The organism is Psychrobacter sp. SC65A.3 (assembly GCF_025642195.1).
In the GTDB taxonomy this organism is placed as follows: Bacteria; Pseudomonadota; Gammaproteobacteria; order Pseudomonadales; family Moraxellaceae; genus Psychrobacter; species Psychrobacter cryohalolentis.
This window is the reverse complement of record NZ_CP106752.1, coordinates 525,433-548,983: the sequence shown is the minus strand read 5'-3', so window position 1 is coordinate 548,983 and position 23,551 is coordinate 525,433. Positions and strand designations below refer to the sequence as shown.

General features: G+C 42.0%; 23 protein-coding genes and 1 tRNA gene. 10 read left to right on the top strand and 14 right to left on the bottom strand.

Translation table 11 applies throughout. The features are described 5' to 3' along the window. Positions 1–188: 188 nt before the first annotated feature. A complete protein-coding gene (locus OEG80_RS02345) occupies positions 189–848 on the bottom strand; it encodes a ribonuclease T2 (RefSeq protein WP_020444206.1) in 660 nt (219 codons plus the stop codon). 441 nt (positions 849–1,289) lie between these two features. Then, positions 1,290–3,482 (bottom strand): lytic transglycosylase domain-containing protein, encoded by a 2,193-nt coding sequence (locus tag OEG80_RS02340; RefSeq protein WP_263241555.1) that lies wholly within the window; start codon positions 3,480–3,482, stop codon positions 1,290–1,292. A 475-nt stretch (positions 3,483–3,957) separates the two neighbouring features. Between OEG80_RS02340 and miaB the strand changes: the two genes are divergently transcribed. Next, positions 3,958–5,448, top strand: coding sequence for a tRNA (N6-isopentenyl adenosine(37)-C2)-methylthiotransferase MiaB (miaB, locus tag OEG80_RS02335; protein WP_263241554.1), 1,491 nt, complete (start codon positions 3,958–3,960; stop codon positions 5,446–5,448). 226 nt (positions 5,449–5,674) lie between these two features. Here the strand turns inward: miaB and OEG80_RS02330 are convergent, their stop codons facing one another. From OEG80_RS02330 to OEG80_RS02315, 4 genes are all read right to left on the bottom strand, one after another. Continuing rightward, entirely contained in the window at positions 5,675–6,424 is a 750-nt protein-coding gene (locus OEG80_RS02330; RefSeq protein ID WP_263241552.1) for a LysE family translocator, read from the bottom strand. 102 nt (positions 6,425–6,526) lie between these two features. Continuing rightward, positions 6,527–7,777, bottom strand: a complete 1,251-nt coding sequence (argE, locus tag OEG80_RS02325; protein WP_263241551.1) for an acetylornithine deacetylase — start codon at positions 7,775–7,777, stop codon at positions 6,527–6,529. 34 nt (positions 7,778–7,811) lie between these two features. Beyond that, complete coding sequence (locus OEG80_RS02320) at positions 7,812–8,309, bottom strand: nucleoside deaminase (protein WP_263241550.1); 498 nt, start codon at positions 8,307–8,309, stop codon at positions 7,812–7,814. 96 nt (positions 8,310–8,405) lie between these two features. After that, positions 8,406–9,071 (bottom strand): UPF0149 family protein, encoded by a 666-nt coding sequence (locus OEG80_RS02315; protein ID WP_263241549.1) that lies wholly within the window; start codon positions 9,069–9,071, stop codon positions 8,406–8,408. A gap of 214 nt (positions 9,072–9,285) precedes the next feature. Between OEG80_RS02315 and OEG80_RS02310 the strand changes: the two genes are divergently transcribed. Continuing rightward, the gene (locus tag OEG80_RS02310) at positions 9,286–9,729 is read left to right on the top strand and encodes a hypothetical protein (RefSeq protein WP_011514369.1); all 444 of its coding nucleotides are present in this window, start codon (positions 9,286–9,288) and stop codon (positions 9,727–9,729) included. Positions 9,730–9,836: 107 nt separating this feature from the next. Beyond that, on the top strand, positions 9,837–10,316 hold the full coding sequence (locus OEG80_RS02305; protein WP_263241547.1) for a cell division protein ZapA: 480 nt from the start codon (positions 9,837–9,839) through the stop codon (positions 10,314–10,316). A gap of 94 nt (positions 10,317–10,410) precedes the next feature. Here OEG80_RS02305 and OEG80_RS02300 read toward each other — a convergent pair whose 3' ends face one another. The 4 genes from OEG80_RS02300 to OEG80_RS02285 form a co-directional block, all read right to left on the bottom strand. After that, positions 10,411–10,737 (bottom strand): hypothetical protein, encoded by a 327-nt coding sequence (locus OEG80_RS02300; protein ID WP_410477375.1) that lies wholly within the window; start codon positions 10,735–10,737, stop codon positions 10,411–10,413. Positions 10,738–10,883: 146 nt separating this feature from the next. Beyond that, positions 10,884–12,977 (bottom strand): glycine--tRNA ligase subunit beta, encoded by a 2,094-nt coding sequence (glyS, locus tag OEG80_RS02295; RefSeq protein ID WP_263241546.1) that lies wholly within the window; start codon positions 12,975–12,977, stop codon positions 10,884–10,886. A gap of 9 nt (positions 12,978–12,986) precedes the next feature. Beyond that, positions 12,987–13,967 (bottom strand): glycine--tRNA ligase subunit alpha, encoded by a 981-nt coding sequence (gene glyQ, locus OEG80_RS02290; protein WP_263242453.1) that lies wholly within the window; start codon positions 13,965–13,967, stop codon positions 12,987–12,989. A 453-nt stretch (positions 13,968–14,420) separates the two neighbouring features. Further along, entirely contained in the window at positions 14,421–14,633 is a 213-nt protein-coding gene (locus OEG80_RS02285; RefSeq protein WP_133104735.1) for a PspC domain-containing protein, read from the bottom strand. A 556-nt stretch (positions 14,634–15,189) separates the two neighbouring features. On the opposite strand from OEG80_RS02285, the gene nadR reads away from it, so the two are divergent. From nadR to OEG80_RS02270, 3 genes are all read left to right on the top strand, one after another. After that, positions 15,190–16,236 carry a multifunctional transcriptional regulator/nicotinamide-nucleotide adenylyltransferase/ribosylnicotinamide kinase NadR gene (gene nadR, locus OEG80_RS02280; RefSeq protein WP_263241544.1) on the top strand — a complete coding sequence of 349 codons (1,047 nt, stop codon included), beginning with the start codon at positions 15,190–15,192 and terminating at the stop codon, positions 16,234–16,236. A gap of 61 nt (positions 16,237–16,297) precedes the next feature. Next, positions 16,298–17,059, top strand: a complete 762-nt coding sequence (gene pnuC / locus OEG80_RS02275) for a nicotinamide riboside transporter PnuC (RefSeq protein WP_263241543.1) — start codon at positions 16,298–16,300, stop codon at positions 17,057–17,059. 199 nt (positions 17,060–17,258) lie between these two features. Then, positions 17,259–17,714, top strand: a complete 456-nt coding sequence (locus OEG80_RS02270; RefSeq protein WP_263241542.1) for an Mpo1 family 2-hydroxy fatty acid dioxygenase — start codon at positions 17,259–17,261, stop codon at positions 17,712–17,714. Positions 17,715–17,970: 256 nt separating this feature from the next. On the opposite strand, the gene OEG80_RS02265 is transcribed toward OEG80_RS02270, so the two are convergent. Then, positions 17,971–18,762 (bottom strand): SDR family oxidoreductase, encoded by a 792-nt coding sequence (locus OEG80_RS02265; RefSeq protein ID WP_263242452.1) that lies wholly within the window; start codon positions 18,760–18,762, stop codon positions 17,971–17,973. 359 nt (positions 18,763–19,121) lie between these two features. Next, positions 19,122–19,196 (bottom strand) — tRNA-Gly (locus tag OEG80_RS02260). Positions 19,197–19,694: 498 nt separating this feature from the next. Here OEG80_RS02260 and OEG80_RS02255 point away from each other — a divergent pair. The 4 genes from OEG80_RS02255 (at position 19,695) to OEG80_RS02240 (ending at position 22,029) form a co-directional block, all read left to right on the top strand. Then, entirely contained in the window at positions 19,695–20,507 is an 813-nt protein-coding gene (locus OEG80_RS02255; RefSeq protein WP_011514379.1) for a M48 family metallopeptidase, read from the top strand. A gap of 208 nt (positions 20,508–20,715) precedes the next feature. Further along, a complete protein-coding gene (locus OEG80_RS02250) occupies positions 20,716–21,060 on the top strand; it encodes a BolA family protein (protein WP_263241541.1) in 345 nt (114 codons plus the stop codon). A 74-nt stretch (positions 21,061–21,134) separates the two neighbouring features. Next, the gene (locus tag OEG80_RS02245) at positions 21,135–21,494 is read left to right on the top strand and encodes a SirB2 family protein (RefSeq protein WP_011514381.1); all 360 of its coding nucleotides are present in this window, start codon (positions 21,135–21,137) and stop codon (positions 21,492–21,494) included. 133 nt (positions 21,495–21,627) lie between these two features. Beyond that, entirely contained in the window at positions 21,628–22,029 is a 402-nt protein-coding gene (locus OEG80_RS02240; protein ID WP_011514382.1) for a hypothetical protein, read from the top strand. Positions 22,030–22,147: 118 nt separating this feature from the next. Here OEG80_RS02240 and trxA read toward each other — a convergent pair whose 3' ends face one another. Both trxA and OEG80_RS02230 read right to left on the bottom strand, forming a co-directional pair. Next, positions 22,148–22,582 carry a thioredoxin gene (gene trxA / locus OEG80_RS02235; protein WP_263241537.1) on the bottom strand — a complete coding sequence of 145 codons (435 nt, stop codon included), beginning with the start codon at positions 22,580–22,582 and terminating at the stop codon, positions 22,148–22,150. 81 nt (positions 22,583–22,663) lie between these two features. Next, on the bottom strand, positions 22,664–23,536 hold the full coding sequence (locus OEG80_RS02230; RefSeq protein ID WP_263241535.1) for an MBL fold metallo-hydrolase: 873 nt from the start codon (positions 23,534–23,536) through the stop codon (positions 22,664–22,666). Between the last annotated feature and the right edge of the window lie 15 nt (positions 23,537–23,551).

The following is a 23,551-nucleotide window of genomic DNA, read 5'->3' as shown; positions in this document are numbered from 1 at the left end:
TCATAAACCGAGAGCTAGTGTAGCACTTCAGTCTATTAAGCGTCTAGATAAAGCAAGAAACCTATCCCTAACTATATTGTTACATTTTACACGATGATATATTGGCAATTTATATAGCAGGATAGAAATAGGTTAAACGTAAGGTGTGCGATGTAAAAGGAGAGATAATCAAACCAGACAAAGGCGGATTATTTACCGCCTGAAATAACGAATTTGCTGCCACAATTGTCCACGACATTATGACAGTTGCCAAATTCACTGCCTTCATAACAGACATGTACATCCGTCAATATCATTTGACGTTGCGTACCTGCCTGACAAATCAGATCGACACTAGCAGGAGTCATACCACTATTTAAGCTGGTCATTTGACCGATAAAACGAGATTTTAATACCGTATAACTATTGCCCGTGTTTAGCTCATTTGGCAGCTTGAGAGCGCCCGCATAATTAGTGATTTGGCGGAAGTAATTACTGGAGCTTAATGGACTACAAGCGCCATAACGTTGCCACGCTTGGGTACGCACTGTGGTATCGGGCATAATACGGTTGACGACTTTTAACTGTAGCGGTGTAATACGCGGTTCACTACCACGTCCGCAGCGTTCTCCATAACCCATGTCTAAACCTGACACAGTCAAAGAATAGCCTTCTAAGCACTGACGCATACGCGAACGCGTTGGTTGCAAGTTACATAATGCTGGTGTCATCTCAATCATCAGCACGCGATGACCACTTTTACTAGCGTTAGCGGCTTGGGCAGACATAGCCATTGTCCCTTGCAACAGTAGCAAAGTGGCAATACTAAAAGCTGTCCAACCGCTATAGTTATACTGTTTACTTGTCATATTGTCACTTACGTACTCTGATATCACTGTTTTTTGGCATCAAGCCCAGTTTGGTTTAAAGAGTTCAACGATATAGGCGGATTAAGGTGTTTTTTATTATATGAAGGTAAAGTATAGAGTAATGATAAGGATCAGCTTTTGCAAAATAGCTTCTAGATTCGGGTAGTACTATTCAAATTGGCTAATCAGGCTCAAAGCATTGATTGATTGTCTCAAAAACACCTTATGAAAAAATCACTCATAATGACAACAATGGTAGCAAAAACCCTCTTTTAATCTATAGCAAAAACGTAAACATGCATGATAGATGAATCATCTATATTAACCACTGTCATTATTGAAAAAATTTGGTCGTCAAAATACGATTGCTAAGCTAACAAATTACAGCTGTAAAAAAACCATTAACCTTTTATCGTTAATGGTTTTTTGATATTACTCAAATTAAAATGCGGCAGGTACGGTACCCATACGCTGAGTGATTGGCTGACCATTACCCAATAAGCTGCTATAGATGGTGGCATTTTCCATCACGTGTTTGACATAATTCCGTGTTTCAGGAAAAGCAATAGACTCAACGTACTGATCCGCCGCCAGTGAGCCATAGGTTGGCTGCCAACGCTTGGCATTGTTTGGACCAGCATTGTAGCCCGCCGTCGCCAATACAGGCTGACTGTTTAGCTTCCCAAAGATATCACCCATATACCATGTACCATAACGGATATTGGTATCACCGCTATTGGCACGACTTGCGCTATATGTCTCGCCCAAATTACGAGCAATATATTTTGCGGTATCTGGCATGACTTGCATAAGTCCACTTGCGCCGACATTTGAGCGCGCAGAGGCTACAAATCGGCTCTCTTGACGCATGATGCCATATGCCCAAGCGGGATCGATACCAGCCGACTGACTATAGCGTACTACAGCATCTTGGTGCGGCATCGGATGCGATATTGCAACGCTATTGACGTTGTCAGTATTGTCAATGGCATATATCGCACGGTCTAGCCAGCCCATATCATAGGCTTGACGCGCTGCTGCAATGATTAATTTTTCATCACGGTTATCACGTGCTTTTTTGACCGCCCAGTTCCACTCACGATTGGCATAAGCTCGGCTGGCATCAGCGTTATATAACGCAAATGCACGGGCAAAATGTGGATTTTGCATGACGCGCGCACGATCCGCACTACTGACATTAGGTAAATTACTACCACCCAAACGGCTAGCATCAAAACGTTGACCAACTTTTTCCTTTGCCATCAAACCATAATATTCGTTACTTTTAGCGAGATTTTGATACATTTTCTTAGCAGTATTGCGCTTGCTGCCATCATTTGACTGCTCATAAGCGCGTGCCAACCAATACTGCCATTGATTGGCTTTTTGGGTTTCGGCATCCATTCTTGAGATGGCTTCGACCACATCATCCCAGCGACTAAAACGAATCGCTGCCATGGCATAATATTCTGCTTCTTCAAAACTAAAGTCATTGTCTAAGCTGTTACGGAACCAGTCGACGGCTTCAACGTTAAAGCCATCATCGGTATTGTGATTCATGCGTTGTACACCAAGAGTACGATAAGCTGCGCGGCGAGTATCATCGGTTAACAGTTTGGCTGAACGCTGATTGTCTTGCTTTATATCAAACTCTAACTGCAACGCCGCCTCACGATAAGACTTTTCAGCGACACGTCCCATCGCATAAAGGTACAAATATTGATTGGTTTGGCTGGCAGGTTCGCGGGCGAAACGACTAAAGAATGATGATGGATTAAGCTGGATGTCACTCAGTGATGCATAAGGAATGGGCATACCTAAGCGCGAAGATAACGCCATGATATCACCGGTTTTGCCTTTACGCAGCATACGTTTGAGGCGAGAAACTCTCTCTGGATTGCTAATCAGGGCATTGTTATTCATCTCAAGCGCTAGTTGATCACATAAAGCTGGCTGTTTTTTGGTGGTCAACCAGACATCAGACTTCGCTGCCATAGCACGCATGGTATCGCCGCCATTATTAAACCCAAGCGCAACGGCACACTTCTCACTGTCATCAGCATTGGTGATCAGATTTGCCACTTGGCGCACGGCAGCATAATCATTTGAACCCGCTTTGGTTTCAGCAAAATCAGCAGCCAGTTTTTCTGCCATGACCGTATCTGGGTATTGGCGCACAAACTGCGACACTGCCGCAGGGCTTTGCGAATTCAAATCTACATTCATCCGCCAGTAAGTAGGATACATGGCAAATAAGCCACCGCTCATAGCTTGCTCATAATCATAAAGCGCATTGACATCGCCGCGCTCTGCCGCAATGGCTGCTGCGGTGAATGAACCCACGCCATTATCTGATTGATAAGCATTGTTTTGTTGAGAAGTGTTTTGTTGACTGTTTGGTTGATAGCCATCAGGCTGATAGCGCTCTACTTGATATTTGCCTTGTTGCTCAGAACTGCCGCTCTCACCCCATGTCAATTCTGCACAGGCTACTTGCGAAAAGCCCAAAGCACCGACAGCCGCTGCCAAGCTCAGCGCGCTTTTTTTAAGCGTCATTTTTTTAGAACTCTTATGCGTATTATTTTGATATATATTTTTATCAATCATATCAGGAGCAACCTGCGGCTTTTTCATACTGACTCTCTTTTATAGTGGGTCTTATATAATTGGTCTTAAATAATATTTTAAAAAGGCTTTTAAAAAAGTGACTCTAATCAAATGATTCTAAAATACAGGTTTAAAAAATACATTCCTAAATCGATATTTTAGACAGATAGAAATCAGGATTTATTCAATGACGCTAATAGGATGGCATTCATCATACTATACTCGTTGCACTTTCAACCATAAGCTTTACTTTTCATTAATAAATTGGATAGCACCGCGTAACACGAAGGTGGTATTGCGTACAAATCGGCATCAATCATTATGCATCTTAGTTATAACCAAATAACGATCGATAAGCAATTGATACTATTATAAATAATCCAATCTACTTATAATAATGAGCAGACGCTAACTTTTCACATTAGCGCGGGGTTGTGATAAAATACGTCACCTGTTAATCGGCTAGCCCGCTATATTTTTGGTCAATCATGGACTTATCCTTATGAGTGTTACTTTATTCAATCCCCGTATCGATGACGCTGCTGCCTCTGACATTACCGCTGTCACGCCTGCGGTCACCGCACTCAATGAACTAAGTTCAGCACAAGCTCCTGTAAAATCAGCTACCAAAAAGGTTTTTGTCACCACCCAAGGCTGTCAGATGAATGTCTATGACTCGGGAAAAATGCTTGATGTGCTTGGCGACTCACATGGTATGGAAGTGACGCATAATATCGACGAAGCCGATGTACTGCTGATGAATACTTGCTCCATTCGCGAAAAAGCCCAAGAAAAAGTCTTTTCAGAATTGGGTCGCTGGCGCAAATTGAAAGAAAAACGCCCTGACCTTGTCATCGGTGTTGGTGGTTGCGTGGCTTCGCAAGAAGGCGATAACATTCAAAAGCGCGCGCCGTATGTCGATATGGTATTCGGTCCGCAAACGTTGCACCGTTTGCCAGAGCTGTATGACCAATCGCATCAACAGCGTGAGATTGCGCCTAAGAACCGTATTGGTACGGTGGATGTATCTTTTCCAAGTATCGAAAAGTTTGATTTTTTACCAGAACCAAGAGTAGAAGGATTTAAAGCCTTTGTATCAATAATGGAAGGCTGCTCTAAGTATTGCTCATTCTGCGTCGTGCCTTATACACGTGGTGAAGAATTGTCACGTCCACTGGACGATGTATTGGCTGAAATTGACAGCTTAGCGGCACAAGGTGTACGTGAAATCAATCTACTCGGTCAAAACGTTAATGGCTATCGCGGCGAAAAAGACGATGGCAGTATTTGCCGTTTCGCAGAACTCTTACATTATGTGTCACACGTCGATGGGGTTGAGCGTATTCGCTATACAACCAGCCATCCGCTAGAGTTCACTGATGATATCATTGACGCTTACGCGCAACTGCCAGAGCTGGTATCACACTTGCATCTGCCTGTACAAAGCGGCTCAAATGCTATCTTGGCGGCAATGAAGCGTAACCATACTATTGATGTTTATATCAATCAGATTAATAAGCTCAAAGCCATACGCCCTGATATTCACTTATCAAGCGACTTTATTATTGGCTTCCCAGGTGAGACAGAGCAAGACTTCCAAGATACGCTGAACTTGGCAAAAGAGTTAAACTTTGATCACTCTTATAGCTTTATCTATTCTAAGCGTCCAGGTACGCCAGCAGCAGAACTGCCGGACGATGTGAGCTTCAAAACTAAGAAAGAGCGCTTGGCAGAATTCCAAAAAGTTATTATCGACTCAACGCTTGCTAAAACTCATGAGATGGTCGGCACCACGACTCGCGTCTTGGTCGAGCAAGTCGCCAATCGTCATCCTGATTGTCTAATTGGTACAGCAGACAATACCCGTACGGTCATGTTCCCTTACGATGTTGATAAAATGGATGAGATGTTGGGTAAAATTGTGAGCGTACGTATTACCGATTTTGTGAGTCCGCACATGGTAAAAGGCGAGATTGGAGCAGTTTTAGCTTAATCATTGGTGCAAATAAAACAGCCAAAAAAGCCGTTCACTATTCACTAGTAAGCGGCTTTTTTATGACTATAGTCAAGCCACTATAAATCAAACACAGTGCTACTGGGATAAGTTTTGCGCTGCCTCTGTCTGCGCAGGCACAGCAAGCAAGAAAAATTTATACCAGTAGCGCGTTATAATATTTGTACTTATTTTATTTAGGACTGACTATAACTAATAGCGACTTTTAAATCATAAAACTATTGAACACATCAGCCAATAAAGCGACTGCAATTAATATAAATATAATGCCGCAACCACGATTGAGCCAAGCTAAACGCTTACCAACATCTAACCACCCTGCCAGCTTTTTACCGCCTAATGTATATATTATCTGCCAAATCGTCTCACTGAGAAACAGTCCTAAGGTAAGCACAATATATTGCGGCCATAGTGGCGCACCAAAATTAATGAATTTAGGAAAGAAGGCTGCAAAAAATAAAATTGCCTTTGGGTTAGAAAGTGATACCCACATCCCTGTGCGAAATAGCATAGCATTACTAGGTGCCATCTTGACCGCAGCACTAGAGAGCGAGCGCGGCTTGAGTGTCTCAGATTTATGAATGCTATCAGGGCGATTTGAGCTTGTTGCTAACTCTGCGCTAATTTCTTCGCTCATAGAATTGGCGTCATTCATTAAGCTACTATTGCTGCCACTATCACGCCACGATGCAACACCCAAATAAACAAGGTAAAGGGCACCGACTGTTTTAATGACCGTCAATAACCATGGTGACTGACGGCTAATGACATCCAAGCCTAGTAGCGTTGAGAGCAACAGAATAAAGAGCCCAAGACTGAGACCTGCTAGCGTCCATAATGTCCGCTTGACTCCGTAATTAATCCCATATTGAAATGCCAGTAGCATATTCGGACCCGGTGTCGCTGAGATAAAAAACGTACTTGCAAAAAATACCGCAAACAGATGCCAAGACATCAACCAACCCCTACTTTTTTATTTTAAACTGACTAAACGAAAAAATAAACACCGCCATAAAGACGGTGTTTATTATACCAACCATGACCTAAACCTTGCGGTTTATCTATCCATAGTACAACTTTCTAATAGACGCTGTAAGAAGCTATCACAGCGCTCAATCTCATTTAACTTAACATATTCATCGGCTTTATGCGCCTGCTCAATACTGCCGGGACCACAGATAATCGTTGGGATACCGCTATTAGTAAACTGTCCGCCTTCGGTAGCGTAAGCAACTTTATGGCGTTGAGTGTCACCTGTCAGTGCCGCTATCAATGCTTGTAGCTCGGCACTGTCATTATCTGTCATTGCCGGTACACTTTCTTCTTGCATCAGCTCAATGCCGGTATCGGCAGCGCGCGCTTGCATCTGTGCACTTAGTTCTGCAACTTTTGCTTGAATCGGTAGCAGAATGTCGTCCTGTGTCATGTGTGGCAGGTTGCGATAATCAAAGGTGAACTCACACAGATTGGGCACAATATTGGTCGCTGTACCACCTTGTATGGTGCCCACAGACAATGTCGAATAAGGGACATCGAACAGTGCATCATTATCGTCACGATGGCTTATTTGTTCTGCCAAGGTATCAACATAGCCAATCAAACGACTGGCATAACTGATGGCGTTCACACCTGTTGCTGTCAATGATGAGTGCGCAGATTTGCCGTGGACGCGGCAGCGATAAACAGCAATACCTTTATGCGCCACGACCATCGCCATATTGGTGGGCTCACCGACGATACAATAATCAGGAGTGATACCGCGAGCTTTTAAGTCTGCCAAAATTAATGGCGCACCCAAGCAGCCGACTTCTTCATCAAATGACAATGCCAAATGAAGAGGACGACTCAGCTGACCACTATTTGATAACTCCACCGCTTTTGGCAATAAAGTTAGCGCACACGCAATAAAGCCTTTCATATCGCAAGCACCGCGTCCATATAGCTTGTCACCACGAATCGTCGCAGTAAACGGCTCTGATGTCCATGCTTGACCATCAACTGGTACGACATCAGTATGCCCTGATAGCACCAAACCATGATTGATGATATCAGCACTGTTATTAGCATTGCCACCTGCTGCTACGGTGACAAATAAATTGGCTTTATTTTTGGCATCATTAAAGGTCAAATCTACGCTTAAGCCTAATTGCTCACAATAGCTTTGTACGTATTCAATCAATGCCAAATTTGAATGGCGACTGACCGTATCAAAAGCAATCAGCCTTGTAAGCCAGTCAATGCTATTCGATGGATAGTCAGTCTCCATTACAGCGTGAGATAAGCCATCAGTACGAGTTGATACAGTCATAAAAAATCCTTAATACGATAAAGATAAAAAGAGCTTAGCGTCTTTGAAATGCACGTTGTTGCAGCATTTTTACTTCTGCATCTAATCCAGCAATCGGACCTTCAACTGGCACATTTGGTGCTACCTCTTGAATACTTAATGAATTGATTGGTGATGAAGATTTTACACCCATCTCCTGCATCCATTCATCCAACTGTTTTGAGGAGCTAACATAAACAATGCGACCAAGCCCTGACCACGCATGAGCAGCGGAGCACATAGCACAATGCTCACCGGAAGTATAAACCACTGCTTGCGCACGCGCTTCAGCCGTCATATGCTTTGCTGCCCATTGGGCAACAGCAATCTCAGGGTGATAAGTAGCATCGACGCTATTGGCGCGATTACGGTCTTCGTGCAACACTTGACCATCACCAGCGACCAACACACTCCCAAATGGCTCATCACCTGCCTCTAAAGCTTCGGTAGCAAGCTCAATAGAGCGGCGCAAATGAATCATATCATCGGCTTTATCATCATTGTCAGTTATCATCTCAGTCTCCCTTTTATTACGTTATAGCAAATTACAGTCCTTTATTAGGCTTTATATTACTCCATATCTTACCAAACCCTTTATGACGGATCTGACTTACGATGGATGATTCTGATTCATCACATCAATGACAGGTGGCATCGGTTTTGGCTTAGTATTAGAAGCCTTACCTTCTGATTGTAACTCTTTAGTGGTTTTGGCATCGATAGCAAGACCAGCAATGAGCGCAATGTCTTTCACAGGCTTACGCTGACGAGTAGCAAAGCTCACTGGTACCATACGGGCAAATTCATAAATGTACAAATAAGACTCTTCGCCGCCTTCAAAATCTTCATCATCTTCTAAACGAATGCCACCAATTTTTGCCAAATCAGTAAGCATCTCGTTTTCTTCACTGCTCAGACGACAATCAGTGATACCAAAGCCGGTCATAAAACCATTTGCCCACTGTTTCAATGCCATTACGCGCTCGTATAGGTCATGTTCATCATCTGGCACAAGCGGCGTATAGGAATAAGCATCGTCCTTGTCTTTTAGCTGAAATACGGTGTCTTCGGCTTCTTCAGTTAACAAGGTTAACGCTTCGTCAGGTAATGTTGCAAAACTCAGTTCTTCAAATACCTTGGCCCATACCTGTTCATCAGGCGCGTCACAAGCAGTCATCAGCCCCGTCATTAGACCATGTACCTCACTGATAGACACATCAGTCCAGTCGTCAAAAGCCTTTAGCCACGTATTCCAGCCAGAGATATTGTCATTCATAATAGATGTCCTAATAATTGATGGTTAATGATTGCTTGTAAAATAAAATCAGTACAATGTTATCGATGAGGCAGTGATTCATAAAAAATAAAGAGATCAAGCCCAATGCTGGTAATTACTTTGTTGGTATAGATATTATGCGGTCACCTATGGCATTATTAAACGCAGACAACAACATTCATTTACGCTTATTTGTTAAGGATAAAAACTGACTATGTATGACCAACTTAGAATATTAGAAAAAATGATACTCGACATCAAAAAACAGTATCAGCTTGTCAGTGCTGAACTTAGCAGTCTCAAGCAACAACCATTAACCGACCCAAAAGAGCTTAGCGCCCTAAAAACCAAGTTAGATAGCAGCTATACAGAACGCGATGGTGCCAAAAAACAATTTAATGATCTTGATAAACGCTACCAAAGCTTGGCTGAAGCGCACCATATGATCGGTGAAGAGCAAGATAAACTTCATAAGCAGATTGAGCTGCTAGCACAACAAAACCATGACCTAAAACAGCATAATAATGAATTAAAGCAGCAGTATAGCGATATCAAGCAGCAAAACAGTGACTTAAAAAAGAAGAATGAATTGGCAGCGGAGCGTACACAAGTGGTATTACAACGCTTAACCCGTATTGATCAAACAGAAAGCCAGTAGTGTCTTATAGTCAAAAGTTAGCACTATTTTCGTTAATGAAGCTCACAAACGCTCACGATGACAGCATCCCTCTTCCACTTTATTGACCAGACATTGTAGGATTTATCATGACCGACAACCATAACAAAATCACTGAAAAACAGAAAAACAGCCCAGTAAAGAATGCTCAATTAGAAACGAACCAAGTAAAAAATAGTCAGGCACAAAAAACTGAGCCTCAAGCACAAAGTACTGTATCAACTAATGCAAATACGCAAAGCAGCCCCACTGCTAAAGTAAATAGCGCACCTGAGCCGCAAATCAAGAAAGTCGATATTGCGATTGCTGGCATTACTTATCCTATCTACTGCCCAGTACATGAACAAGAAGAATTGCGTTCAGCGGTATCTTATATCAACGACTTTGCTTTAAATTTAAAAAGAGACGCACCAAGTCTTAGCCAAGAAAGCTTACTGGTATTATGCTGCCTAAATTTATATGAAAAAATCCAAACTCATGAAAGAGGTGAAGAAGATCGCGGGCAACAGGATAAGCAGTCTATGGCTTTGCTAAACAAAGTTATTCAAGATGCTCATTCTATTTTATAAGTTAATGCAGTTCTTGATACTTATAAATCTATCAAACGCTTAGTTTATGAAACTAAGCGTTTTTTATAATCAATAGATAATGCTGTTTTTAGACTTATGGCTGGTAAACCTTACCTGCATGAAAATCTGCTTGGTGCTCATAATTGCAAAAGAACAGCTCACCAGATGCTGATTTATCCATAATCTCTGATCCCATGTTGGCATCAGCATCAGCGCTGATATCAATCGTTTTAGCGTTAATATTGCTTTCAAGCACGCCACGATATTCAGCCAAGCTATTGCCACAAAAGTCACACTGACGCGGTGTAATAACATCGCCTTTTTTGGGCATCATGCTTTTGGGCGCACGCGGGTACATGAACTTATAAAATCCCCACATCGAAACCCAGATAATGATGATGATAATAATAACAGCTAACACGGCAGCGCTCCTTCAAATATGGCTGAATACATTATAAACGCAACGCTTCAGAATAATCATATAAAAAACTGGCTACAGTGAGCCAGTTTTTATTTTATAGAATACATTATTTAGCCGTTATAGTGACTAAGCTATCAGGGACCAAACTATAACTGTAGCTCACTGATATCAGCCACAGTTAAAAACAATGCGCGTACTTGCTTAAGCAATGCTAAGCGGTTGGCTTTAAGTGCCGTATCTTCACTGTTGACCATCACATTATCGAAGAATTGCGTCAATGGCTCATCTAAGCTAGCAAGCGTTTGCAATACTTGCGTATAGTCAGCTTGCTCAAGTAATGGTTGTACCACTGTCTGTGCTTGCTTCACACTCGCATATAAATTTTGCTCAGCAGGTTCAGATAGTAGAGCTTCATCAACAGTGTCAGCAACGCTCACTTCTGACTTGGCTAATATATTGGCAACACGCTTGTTTGAATCAGCAAGCATCGACGCTTGAGGTAAGTCGCTAAACGTTTGAACGGCACGAATACGTTGATCAAAATCAAGCGGCATATGTGGATTAATCGCTTGCACTGCCTGAATCGTATCGACGCTAACGCCCTGCTCTGTATACATCGCACGATAGCGCGAGTTCAAAAATGCCATGACTTGGGTAAAAGTATCACCCATTTTGGCAATCTTGCTACCATCGCTCGTGCTATAGCCTTTGATGGCTTGCTCAACCAGCGCTACCAAGTTAATCGGTAGCTGCTTCTCAATCAAAATACGCAGAATCCCAATCGCTGAGCGACGTAAGCTAAACGGATCTTTTGATCCTGTCGGTGCTTGGTCAATCGCAAAAATACCGACGAGCGTATCTAAACGATCTGCTAACGCTAAGCAGATACCAATCGGCGTCTGTGGTAAAACGTCACCACTGAATTTCGGAAGATACTGTTCTTCTAAACTGGCCGCTACGGCTTCTGGCTCATCATTCAAACGTGCATAGTAAGTACCAGCGATACCTTGTAATTCAGGATATTCACCGACCAGTGAACTTGCCAAGTCTGCTTTGGACAAAATACCCGCACGTACCGTTTCATCGATACTAATCTGCTGACCTTGTTGTTGCATTAAGGCAGCGATAAATGCAGCAAGCTTGGCAATGCGTTCAGATTTTTCCCAAATCGTACCCAGCTTGTCTTGGAAGACGCGAGTTTTTAGGCTTTCTGTCAGCGCAAATAATGGCTGCTTTTGATCTTGTAAGAAGAAAAACTCTGCATCAGCCAAACGTGGACGCACGACTTTCTCATTACCTTCAATGATTTGGTTCGGATCTTTTGACTCAATATTGGTAATAAAGATAAAGTATGGCTGCAATTTTCCTGCTTTATCGGTTAAGCAAAAATACTTCTGATCCGCTTGCATAGTAGAAATAAGCGCTTCTTGCGGCACTTGTAAAAAACGCGCTTCAAAGCTTGCACGCAGGGCAATAGGGAAATCAACCAATGCGGTGACTTCGTCTAGCAACGCTTGCGGCACAATGGCATCAGAGTTGACTTCATCTGCCAATGCTTTGACTTGATTTTTGATCAGCATTTGACGCTTATCAAAATCAGCAACTACTTTTAAACCACCTAGTAATTCTTCATAGTCATTGGCATGACCAATGTTATGGTATTCAGGGCTGTGGAAGCGATGACCACGCGTTTGTGTCCCTGTCTGATGACCTTGGATAGTGGCATCAATGACAGTACTATCTTGCATCAATACTGCCCATTGTACTGGACGCACGAACTCATTGCGGCTCGCGCCTGAACGCATACGTTTAGCAATCGGCAAATTATCAAGTGCAGTTTGAAAAATAGCAGGTAGCAGCTCAGTGGTTGCTTGACCCTGAATCGTTTGTACATAACCGACGTAATCACCTTTATCGGTACTAATAGTGGTCAACTCGCTGGCTTCAATACCCAAACCTTTTGCAAAGCCCATCGCCGCACGGGTAGGATTACCATCAGCATCAAAGGCAGCTTTAATCGCAGGTCCACGTTTTTCCTCAGTACGATCCGGCTGTTTATCACTAATGCCTTGAATCTGTATTGCTAAACGACGCGGTGCCGCAAAGGCTTTGATACTATCGAAGCTGATATCAGCTTCAGTCAGCTGCTCAGTGACACTCGCTTGTAGCGCATCACGTAAAGGTTTTAGACTTTTTGGAGGCAGCTCTTCACACCCCAGTTCAAATAGAATAGTACTCATGGGATGCTCCTATTTATTATTGTTAGTTGATTGGTTTATATTTAATTCTTCAATTGCCATGTCAGTGTCTTCTTTTGGCAAATACTTATCGAGCGCCGCTTGACGATGCGCCTCATCCGCCAACGGGAAGCCCAGATTAGCGCGTGCTTCAACATAACCAAAGGCCACTTTCCGTGCTAGCGTACGTACTCGTAGGATAAAGCGCTGACGTTCGGTCACTGAAATCGCCCCACGAGCATCGAGCAAGTTAAAGGCATGTGAGGCTTTTAGTACCATCTCATAGGCTGGTAGTGGCAAACCTTCAGCCACAAGCTTATCTGCTTGCTGCTCATAAAAGTCGAACATCTGACCCATCATTGGCACATCGGCATGTTCAAAGTTATAGGTAGACTGCTCAACTTCGTTTTGATGGAAAACATCACCATAAGTGACACGACCAAACTCACCATCTGCCCAAACCAAATCATATACGCTATCGACGCCTTGCACATACATTGCCAAGCGCTCAAGACCATAGGTAATCTCGCCAGTCACAGGGAAACATTCAATACCGCCCACTTGCTGGAAGTACGTAAACTGTGTGACTTCCATACCGTTTAGCCAAATCTCCCAACCAAGTCCCCATGCACCTAGCGTTGGCGATTCCCAGTTGTCTTCCACAAAACGCACATCATGCACCAATGGATCAATACCAATTGCCTCAAGTGAACCTAAATACAGCTCTTGGATATTAGGCGGATTGGGCTTAAGCACCACTTGAAACTGATAATAATGTTGTAAACGATTTGGGTTATCACCGTAGCGACCATCGGTTGGACGACGTGATGGCTGCACATAGGCCGCGTTCCAGCGCTCAGGACCTAATGAGCGCAAAAATGTTGCGGTATGAAATGTACCTGCGCCGACTTCCATATCATAAGGCTGTAAGATCACGCAGCCCTTATCCGCCCAATAATTCTGCAAGGTCATGATTAAATCTTGAAATGTCATCGGTTGAGAGTCTTTTTCTTGTGTCATCGAGGTTGTCGCTTGTGATGTCATAGTTTGGATTGTCATAGTTTGGGGCATCGTAATAAAGCCACTGTGGAATTAGTATTATGAAATAAAATATTGATAGCGCTCGTATCGCCTATATAGCAACGAGTCTATTTGACTGCTCACCTTACTAAAAATTGACTATTTTATCTATATTTACCTGAACTAAATTTACACCCTATGCCGAAATATTTAGTGTATGGATCATCAATAAGTAGATTTATGAGTGAATTCTAATTTTAAAAGCAATCAATGGTATGGATAAAAAAATACCCAAATGCGTGAGCATTTGGGCAGGAGGAAAGGTATGTCTTGGGCATCCTGATTGTTCAGGCTTTTTGTTTTTTGGGGTATTGCAATTTCTTATTGAACTATTTTACTTTATCACTGCTCTTATAAATCAATACTTTACTGATAAGACTGACCATTTGCCTTCGGCATGATGATCCATAATATGATATAAATCAAAATACCAGGTACTGCGGCACTCAAAGTTGAGACAATAAAAAACAGTAATCTCACCCAGGTTGGTGACCAACCGACATATTCTGCAATGCCACCCATCACGCCCGCTATCATGCGATTATTCTGTGAACGATGTAATTTTGCTAGCTTAGCCAAATCAAATACCTCTTTTTATTATTTATTTTAATATTACTCTTATAAACTGCTTTATGATTTTATTTTAAAGACAGTAAAGACGTTTTACGTTTGTCTTTAAACTTATGAATAATTATAGCAATTATTTCTCTTCTATCTGTTGGCTGTGTAGACGTGCTTTGTGAATTTATGCTACTTAAGCTTACTCTAACCTCTCATTAACACTCGTAAACCTCTGATTTTAAATAGTTATTTCAAATTGTTTCAGAGGTAGCTTTGTTTCTCGCATATTACACCTTTTGTTACATATGCTATATTCTTTAATGAAACCAAATGCTTAGACCTTATTATTCTATCTTAAAAATAATCGCTTATTTATTGGAATCATAATCTAGTAAAACGAAAACATAATAAGCAGATAAATCATTATTTTATTGATAAATACACCATAAAATAGGGACTATTTACAATAATCTACGGGTAAGTCTTCACGAACCTTTATACCATGCTTATAAATACTAAAAACTTTAGACAACTAAAAATAAATTGCACTCAGTAAGTGTGAATAAGGACAGCTATGTACGAGTCAGGATTGATGATTGGACATTTTGAGCCGCTACATTTGGGGCAAATGCGCAGTATATTGGATGCAGCAGGACAAGCAAAAAACTTACATCTTGTCATTATGACGCACCCGTCGCCGCATCCAGATTTTAAAATCACGTTGCAAGATAAAGCGCGTTGGTTACAAATGGCTTGTGCTGATTTACCTTTTATTCATATTCATACCACTGATGAGATTGAGCTACCAGTACATGAAAGCTTTGCAGATGTGACGATTGATATCACTGCCAGTAACGCTAAGCTGCAACATTTGATAGATGCGTTAAACTTGCCTGCTGAAACCGTAGTATTTGTCGCAGAGAACCACCCTTTAGCACAGTCTGATATTTGTAAGCAGCTAATCATACAGGTGGTCACAACACCGTTACAGCCTGACTTTGACTCTTATGCCATTGCACGAAATCCGGTCGCATATTGGTCAGCGCTACATCCGCAAGCACGCAGTAACTATACTAAGACGGTTGCTATTGTCGGCGGCGAAAGCTCAGGTAAGACGACCTTGGTGCATAAGCTTGCCAATTATTATGGTGCTAGCTTTGCGCTTGAGATGGGACGGGTTTATGTCGGTACAGATTTGGGCGGCACCGAAATTGGACTACAATATAGCGATTATGGACCGATTGCCTTGCACCATGCGCAAGCGATTCGTGATGCAACAAGTATAGCCACGGTGCCAGTGACGATAATTGATACCGATTTTGTCACGACCCAAGCGTTTTGTGAAGAGTACGAGGGTCGCACCCATCCTTTTGTGGCTGCTTGTATCGATGAGTTTCGCTTAGACCATACAATTATGCTCGATAACAATGTGCCTTGGATTGATGATGGTATGCGCTCTTTGGGTACACCTGAGGCACGTGGTCGTTTTGAGGCGCGTCTATTGGATATTTTCGCCCGTCATGATATTAAGCCGCATATGATTGATCAACCAGATTATGAGGCGCGCTATCAGCAAGCATTGTTATTTATCGACCAGTATATTTATGGTCAAAAGCCGTAAAAGATAACCCAAATTAAAAAAGCATCACTGACACTATTATTTATTTTAGGAATATAACGCCATGCGTATTCAGCTACTAGACAATATCACTGGGAAATGGGCCATACAATGGATTGTCATTTGGTTTATTTGCGGTGTGCTTGCCTTATCTACAGGGTTTTGGCTGACCACCGAACATACCACGCTTGATTGGTTTTACTTAGGCGTGTCTTTTATCGGACTGGTATGCGTGGTTTCATTATCCTTTCGTAAAAACATTTTAGGCAATGGCTTTGGTATGGGCGCGACAGCCGGTGAAGTGGTCGTACAAGCGACCTCTGGCGCTGTTGGTCTGATGCTTGCGCCTTTGTTCAATTTCTTTACCCACGTCTATGGTATTTTTTATTGGTCAAAGCATACTGATGCTGATGGTGATATGGTGCCCAAATCTGCGAGCAAATGGATTTGGCTACTGACCATTAGCTTTATGGTGATTGGACTTGCCTTATTCCCAACGGTAAATAATTTACTAGCAAGCTATGGTTATGCGGTCGTTGAAGATGATAATAGTAAATTTTTAGGCCTTATCTCTTTCTTTTGGATTAACGTCATTGCCTTCGTACTGTCTATTACCGCTCAGGCAGCGATGATTCTGCGCTATTCGTTTAACTGGTGGTTATGGATTTTATCCAACTTCGTTTGGTTGACCGTAAACTTGATGTCTGGCAATTACATCTTTGCCATTCAGACCATGGTGTATCAAGTAAACTCGTTTGTCGGACTCTATGAATGGTATCGCAGCGAGCAAGAATCGGTCGAGACACCAACACATATCAGAAAATAAAAACCAATAGGCCGATTCTATATGAAAAGTAATGTGGCACTTCAGCTTGAGTAGATGAAAGGGTCTTAGATTAGAGTATTTGACTCTACGGTCTAACAGATAAAATGGCGAATTACTCAGATTAGTGCTACAACTGGTAGTCGTAAGTAACTTTATTTATCTATTAATCAGTCATTCATTTACTAACAAGGAGGTTGGTATGTCTGTCACTCAGAAAAAACGAATGTCCAAGCGCACTCTTGAGCAATGGCTCAGTGAGTATTCAGTCAGTCATCAAAATCTTATCAATAAAAAAATCCATTGGCTCTGTGTTCCGGCTATTTTTGTCAGTCTACTTGGGATGGGGATGTCGCTATCCGTTTGGTTTACCTTAATAATGAGTGCCTTGGTATTGTTATTTTATATGCGCTTATCAACGCCACTATTTATGGCAATGGGTATTTTTATTCTTATTTGTCTTTCAGTAATGACTCTATTCCCTTGGGGTTTTAAAGTTTGGGCGGCTGTCTTTGTGGTAGCATGGATTGGGCAGTTTATCGGTCATAAGCTTGAAGGTAAAAAACCTTCTTTTTTTGAAGATTTACAATTCTTGTTGATTGGTCCGGCATGGGTTGCAAATAGCTTAATGGGACGTAAGCGAGCTAGTAAATCATAGCTAAATAAGATATTGAGAGTCGATATTATTTTTAAATGGAAACGACTATACAATAAAGAAACGGCACCCAATCTCTTATTAAGTGCCGTTCCTATAGTCAGTCCTAAATAAAAGAAATACAAATTTTATAAAGCACTACTGGGGTTAATTTTTCTTGCTTGCTGTGCCTACGCAGACAGAGGCTGCGAATAATTAAACCCAGTAGTTCTGTACTCTTTTAAAAGTGGATCACCTATATCATAAAAACTACTGTCTATTAATCCAAAGTCTGTACACCGCCACCATTCACAAATATGGTTTGACCACTGACCCAAGTCGATATTGGCGCAGCAAAATACAACATAGCACCAGCGATATCATCTGCCTCACCCAAACGCTTAATAGGCGTATTTGCTAGCATTTTCTTCTCAATCTCTGGCGTTAGTACCGTCTTCAAAGCATCGGTACGCGTAGCCCCTGGACCTACCGCATTGACACGTACTTCAGGACCAAAGTCATGCGCCAAGTTTGCTACCATATGATTGACAGCCGCTTTTGAGCCTGCATAGCCGCTCATGTTCGGGCTTTTATTAACACTTGACATCGAGGTAGTAAATACAATCGAGCCATACCCTGATTTTTTCATATGCGGCGCGCACAGTTGACTTAAGCGCCAGCCACTAAAAACGTTTAACTCAAAATCACGGCGAATGTCATTGACCGATGCTGTGGTTGGGTTTTCACGACCGCCACCACCGCCGCCCGCATTGTTGATTAAGATGTTAACAGTCCCAAACTCAGCGACTACTGTATCGACCATAGTGACCAAATCATCGTCTTTTAGAATATTACATTCTACGGCAAGTGCTTTTACCCCAAGCGCCTCAATATCTTTTACTGCTGCTTGTGCATCTTCAAGTTTTAAATCAGCAATGGCAATGTTAGCACCTGCTTCTGCCAAACGTAGCGCCGTGGCTTTACCAATACCATTTGCGCCGCCCGTCATAATGGCAACTTTACCTGACAAATCGAATAGTTCGTTAAAGGCTTTATGTTGAAATTCTTGCATCATGATTCCTCAATATAGATGTACTCAGCTCGTTTACAGCACTATTAAATGCATAGCTATTGAAAGCGTACGGCTAATACCTGCATCAATCTTAAGAATAAGCAGTTGCCAGTACGACTATTTCAACGCGATTGTAATCAAAGCGCTGACTAGAAATAATTATGCGTGGGATAGTTTGTTCTAATGTGATAAGTTCACGCAGTTTTTGTAATGATTTATATTTGACTGAGTATCATGCCACTGTAGGCATTGTCATTAGCTGTGGATGCTGCTAACTGATTGTTAACTCAAATTTCAGACATAAAAAAAGCCTCACTTCTTATAAGAAGTGAGGCTTTTGTGCTTTTACAAGCCATATTTGGAGCGGGAAAAGAGATTCGAACTCTCGACCCCAACCTTGGCAAGGTTATGCTCTACCACTGAGCTATTCCCGCTTAATATCAATCTATAGCGTTATTGCTAACAGCTACGTCTCGATAGGCTGGCTATTTTAGCAAATATTCTGAGCGTGTCAACAGGTTTTTTTAACTTTCTTATAGATATCACAACTTTTAAGTGTTTATTAGCACGATAACTCTCATATACAATTGATTTTATGGTTTATTTTTCTAACCATTCATATCCAATTATTTTTATAAATAATTGCTCAAATGTTCTCTTTAACGTATTTGCTAATTATTCAAGCAGATTTATCAGCAAGTTATACATGAATGCCACTTACAATCCTACCTTGTATTGTTACTTTTGCTCTATTGGTTTTTAACAGTTAACATAATTATACTTATGCACAAGGACGGTTCAGGTAGAATTTTACTGTTTTAGTAGATTGAGAGAAGGTAGTAGAACGTCAATAATAAGCTTCCCTTACCTCTACTGCATCAACATTGCTGTTATTTACTTTAATTTTCTTATTTATAGCGAGGACATTTACTATGAAAAAACTACTTACCACGACAGTTATGGCAGCTTCATTGTCAGCACTGGCATTAACAGGTTGTACTAGCACGACCAGTACGGGTGCCGTTGGCGTTGATCGTCAGCAGTTGCTACTCGTATCAAGTGAGCAAGTATTGCAACTATCCGCTCAGAGTTATAATAAAACGATACAAGAAGCACGATCGAAACGTTTGCTTGATACCAATACTGCCCAGCTGAATCGCTTGAAGAATATCTCTAACCGTTTGGTCAATCAAGTTGGCGTCTATCGCCCTGATGCGGCAAAATGGCCATGGGAAGTGCATACGATTAAATCTAATGACTTGAATGCTTTTGTGCTGCCGGGTGGTAAAATCATGTTCTACACAGGCATTATCGATCGTCTGAACTTAAGTGATGATGAAATCGCTGCTATTATGGGTCATGAGATGTCTCATGCCTTACGTGAGCATTCACGTGAGCGCCTATCGCGTCAATATGCAACTCAGACCGGTATCGGTGTCGCAGCCAGTATTTTTGGTCTATCACAAGGTCAAGCTCAGCTTGCAAACGTCGCTGGTGACCTAGGTTTGAGCCGTCCGCATAGTCGCACCCAAGAAGCTGAGGCGGATCAAATCGGTCTTGAGCTAATGGCACGTGCAGGCTACAACCCACAAGCCGCTATTACCTTGTGGCAAAAAATGCAGCGCGCCAGCCAAGGCGAGCCACCACAATTCTTAAGCACTCACCCAACCAGTAGCAATCGTATCGCTGAGTTGCAGTCACTGATGCCAAAAGTAATGCCGCTCTATCAAAGAGCACGTCGTTAATAGTGCTTTTTAGGCAGAATTTTTAAAGTAGACACTCATAAGTCATGACAAGCAGAGCCCATATCATCATGTGGCGCTCTGCTTTTTTATACCTGTTACTAATAGAATGCATTCCATCAATACCATGCAGACTCGATATCAGCGTCTGCTATAATGGTGACGATATATTGTCTAACGACAATGAAGCTTAATAGAATAAAGGATTGTTATGACTACCATTACCTCTACCATCAGTAGCACCCCTACTGCCGACGCACTTAGTCAGCAGTTGCAAGAATTACAACCGCTGCATATGCAACTCGTTAACGAATCAGTGAATCATGCCGGTTACTTTGACGGTAAAGAAAGTCATTTTAAACTTATTATGGTCAGCGAAGCGTTTACAGGCAAGCGCTTGGTTGCCCGTCACCAAATGGTTTATCATTTGGCAGATGCATTATTAACCTCAAAAGGTGGTCAAATCCACGCCTTAGCGATTCATGCCTATACACCGACAGAGTGGCAAGGTCAAAACCCTGATAGCCCGTTATGTGCTGGACAAAATAAAGGCTAAATGATATTTATTTTTTGCAATAAACAATCAAATGCTATCGATGAAAAATATAATTTTAAAGGGAACCATATTTAATGAAACATTTACATATGCTCATGGCCGTGCTGTTGATTGTGCTGTTTTTATATCAAAGCTATCTGGTATTAAGCGCAAATAAGCAAGCACCACGCGTGGTCAAGATATCGTCGCACATCCTCTACGCTGTTATGATTCTTTCGGGCGTTGGTATGCTGATGCAATTGATGAGCGCCAATGCACCTGTACAATGGGTATTTGCCAAAATCATCTTGCTTGTGGCTGCTATCAGCGCCAGTATAAAAGCCTTTAATAATACTGCAACACCGAGCCAAAGAAAAACCGGTATTCTCATTGCTGGGGCAGCATATGTGGGTATTGTGATACTTGCCTTTACCAAACCGGGTAACTTATTCTGATAAGCACTTAGATAAGCACAAATACTCCTGCAATGAAAATGACGAAATATTCTATGTATTTTCAATATCTTAATGAGAATATTTTTGCTATCTTAAATAAATAAAAACGCAATATTAGCTTACTGGAGCCGCTATGAAAACTCTCACTGTAACAGCATTACTAGCAACCGCTGGCATTTTTGGTCTCTCAGGCTGTGCTTCTACGGGTAATATTACGCCGCAATACATCCCGCCAAGCACCTATCAGAGCTATGATTGCCAAGCATTAAATCAAGAGTATATCCGTGTCAATAGTTATGTGAATGCTGCCCGTAACGAGCAATCAACCTTAGCATCGACAGGTGTGGGTGTTGGGATATCTGCAGGGCGCTGGGGCATCTCCCCTAATATCAGCTTTGGGGTTGGTCAAAGCAACAATAATAAGGCTCGTGATGCCAAGTTATCGCGTCTATACGGCGAACGTGATGCGATTATCCAGTCAGCACGTATTCAACGCTGTAGCTTTGCTAATGGCATCAAGATTTATGGTGAGTAGGCTAAAACTGCTCTAATTCATCCAGCATAATAAAAAAGCCAATACGCGATACACGTATTGGCTTTTTGTTGAGTTCAATAAAGTCAGACTTATGAGACAGCATTTATTGCAATAACAACTACTTTAAGCTTTGTACCCATTGCACGATTTGATGGCTTGGTAGCGCTCCCGACTGCCGTGCTATCTCTTTACCATTTTTAAACGCTACCATCGTTGGTAAACTGCGAATATTATAAGGCGCCGCTGCTTGCTCATATTTATCGGTTTGTATTTTAGCAAACACGATTTGTGGCAACTGGCTGGCAGCTATCTTGAACTCCGGTGCCATCATAAGACAAGGTTGACACCAACTGGCCCAGAAGTCCACGATGGTCAGCACTTCATTTTTTTGAATGACTTTACTCACCGTTTGGGCATTTAACTCATGCGGCGTTGCAGTCAGTATAGGCTTGGTACATTTACCGCAGTTTGGTGCAGCACTGAGTCTGGAATCTGGTACACGATTCGTTGCTTGGCAATGTGGGCATACTACATGAGCATTTTTTTCACTCATAATAAGACTCCGTTAAATTATCATAAATATGAAATCATCATAAAAATCTATGAATTAGATAACACTGTACTAATACGGTGTTTATTCCCCAAGGACATTGATAGGTACTTTTAGATAACGTGTACCATTGTCTTCAGGTTTCGGGAAATGACCGGCATCGATATTGACTTGTACTGCTGGAATAATAAGCCTTGGCATCTCAAGATTGGCATCACGCCGCTCACGCATCTCTACAAACTCTGCTTCGTTGATACCCTCTTTTACATGAATATTGCCTAATTTTTGCGCAGCGACCGTCGTAGTTGGACAATGTTTACGACCCTTACTGGGATAGTCATGGCAAAGATACATCATCGTATCTTCGGGCAATTCGAGCAATTTTGTAATCGACTGGTATAGAGTTCTCGCATCCCCACCTGGGAAGTCACAGCGCGCCGTACCCAAATCAGGGGCAAATAAAGTATCACCGACAAACACCACTGTTTTTTCGTCGTCAGTGGCAAGATAAGCTATGTCAGCACGTGTATGACCGGGGACATACATAGCAGTAACAGTAATGCCGCCTAGTGCTAAAGTGTCGCCATCATCGGTCAAAACATCAAACTGACCGGCATCGGTACGAAAACTACTATCAAAGTTAAAAATCTGCTTAAATATTTTTTGAACTTCAGTAATGTGCTGACCGATTACTAATTGCCCGCCAAGTATCTTTTTGACATGAATAGCTGCCGATACATGATCAGCATGGGCGTGAGTTTCGATAATATAGATGAGCTCCCAACCATGATCTTTGACAAATTCAACCACTTCATCGACGCTCGTTGTACTCGTACGTCCTGACTTGGCATCAAAATCCAATACGGGATCAATAATCGCACACACTTGCTGCTCAATGTCGGCGAGCACATGGGTATAGGTTTCTGTATCGCTATGTAAGAATGAATGAACTTGCATGGCTACTCTCCATTT

What these genes read in the sequence shown, in the direction of transcription:
- OEG80_RS02345 (WP_020444206.1), bottom strand. Translation starts at nt 848, where the DNA reads ATGACAAGTAAACAGTATAACTATAGCGGTTGGACAGCTTTTAGTATT.
- OEG80_RS02340 (WP_263241555.1), bottom strand. Translation starts at nt 3,482, where the DNA reads ATGAAAAAGCCGCAGGTTGCTCCTGATATGATTGATAAAAATATATAT.
- miaB (WP_263241554.1), top strand. Translation starts at nt 3,958, where the DNA reads ATGAGTGTTACTTTATTCAATCCCCGTATCGATGACGCTGCTGCCTCT.
- OEG80_RS02330 (WP_263241552.1), bottom strand. Translation starts at nt 6,424, where the DNA reads ATGTCTTGGCATCTGTTTGCGGTATTTTTTGCAAGTACGTTTTTTATC.
- argE (WP_263241551.1), bottom strand. Translation starts at nt 7,777, where the DNA reads ATGACTGTATCAACTCGTACTGATGGCTTATCTCACGCTGTAATGGAG.
- OEG80_RS02320 (WP_263241550.1), bottom strand. Translation starts at nt 8,309, where the DNA reads ATGATAACTGACAATGATGATAAAGCCGATGATATGATTCATTTGCGC.
- OEG80_RS02315 (WP_263241549.1), bottom strand. Translation starts at nt 9,071, where the DNA reads ATGAATGACAATATCTCTGGCTGGAATACGTGGCTAAAGGCTTTTGAC.
- OEG80_RS02310 (WP_011514369.1), top strand. Translation starts at nt 9,286, where the DNA reads ATGTATGACCAACTTAGAATATTAGAAAAAATGATACTCGACATCAAA.
- OEG80_RS02305 (WP_263241547.1), top strand. Translation starts at nt 9,837, where the DNA reads ATGACCGACAACCATAACAAAATCACTGAAAAACAGAAAAACAGCCCA.
- glyS (WP_263241546.1), bottom strand. Translation starts at nt 12,977, where the DNA reads ATGAGTACTATTCTATTTGAACTGGGGTGTGAAGAGCTGCCTCCAAAA.
- glyQ (WP_263242453.1), bottom strand. Translation starts at nt 13,967, where the DNA reads ATGACATTTCAAGATTTAATCATGACCTTGCAGAATTATTGGGCGGAT.
- nadR (WP_263241544.1), top strand. Translation starts at nt 15,190, where the DNA reads ATGTACGAGTCAGGATTGATGATTGGACATTTTGAGCCGCTACATTTG.
- pnuC (WP_263241543.1), top strand. Translation starts at nt 16,298, where the DNA reads ATGCGTATTCAGCTACTAGACAATATCACTGGGAAATGGGCCATACAA.
- OEG80_RS02270 (WP_263241542.1), top strand. Translation starts at nt 17,259, where the DNA reads ATGTCTGTCACTCAGAAAAAACGAATGTCCAAGCGCACTCTTGAGCAA.
- OEG80_RS02265 (WP_263242452.1), bottom strand. Translation starts at nt 18,762, where the DNA reads ATGCAAGAATTTCAACATAAAGCCTTTAACGAACTATTCGATTTGTCA.
- OEG80_RS02255 (WP_011514379.1), top strand. Translation starts at nt 19,695, where the DNA reads ATGAAAAAACTACTTACCACGACAGTTATGGCAGCTTCATTGTCAGCA.
- OEG80_RS02250 (WP_263241541.1), top strand. Translation starts at nt 20,716, where the DNA reads ATGACTACCATTACCTCTACCATCAGTAGCACCCCTACTGCCGACGCA.
- OEG80_RS02245 (WP_011514381.1), top strand. Translation starts at nt 21,135, where the DNA reads ATGAAACATTTACATATGCTCATGGCCGTGCTGTTGATTGTGCTGTTT.
- OEG80_RS02240 (WP_011514382.1), top strand. Translation starts at nt 21,628, where the DNA reads ATGAAAACTCTCACTGTAACAGCATTACTAGCAACCGCTGGCATTTTT.
- trxA (WP_263241537.1), bottom strand. Translation starts at nt 22,582, where the DNA reads ATGAGTGAAAAAAATGCTCATGTAGTATGCCCACATTGCCAAGCAACG.
- OEG80_RS02230 (WP_263241535.1), bottom strand. Translation starts at nt 23,536, where the DNA reads ATGCAAGTTCATTCATTCTTACATAGCGATACAGAAACCTATACCCAT.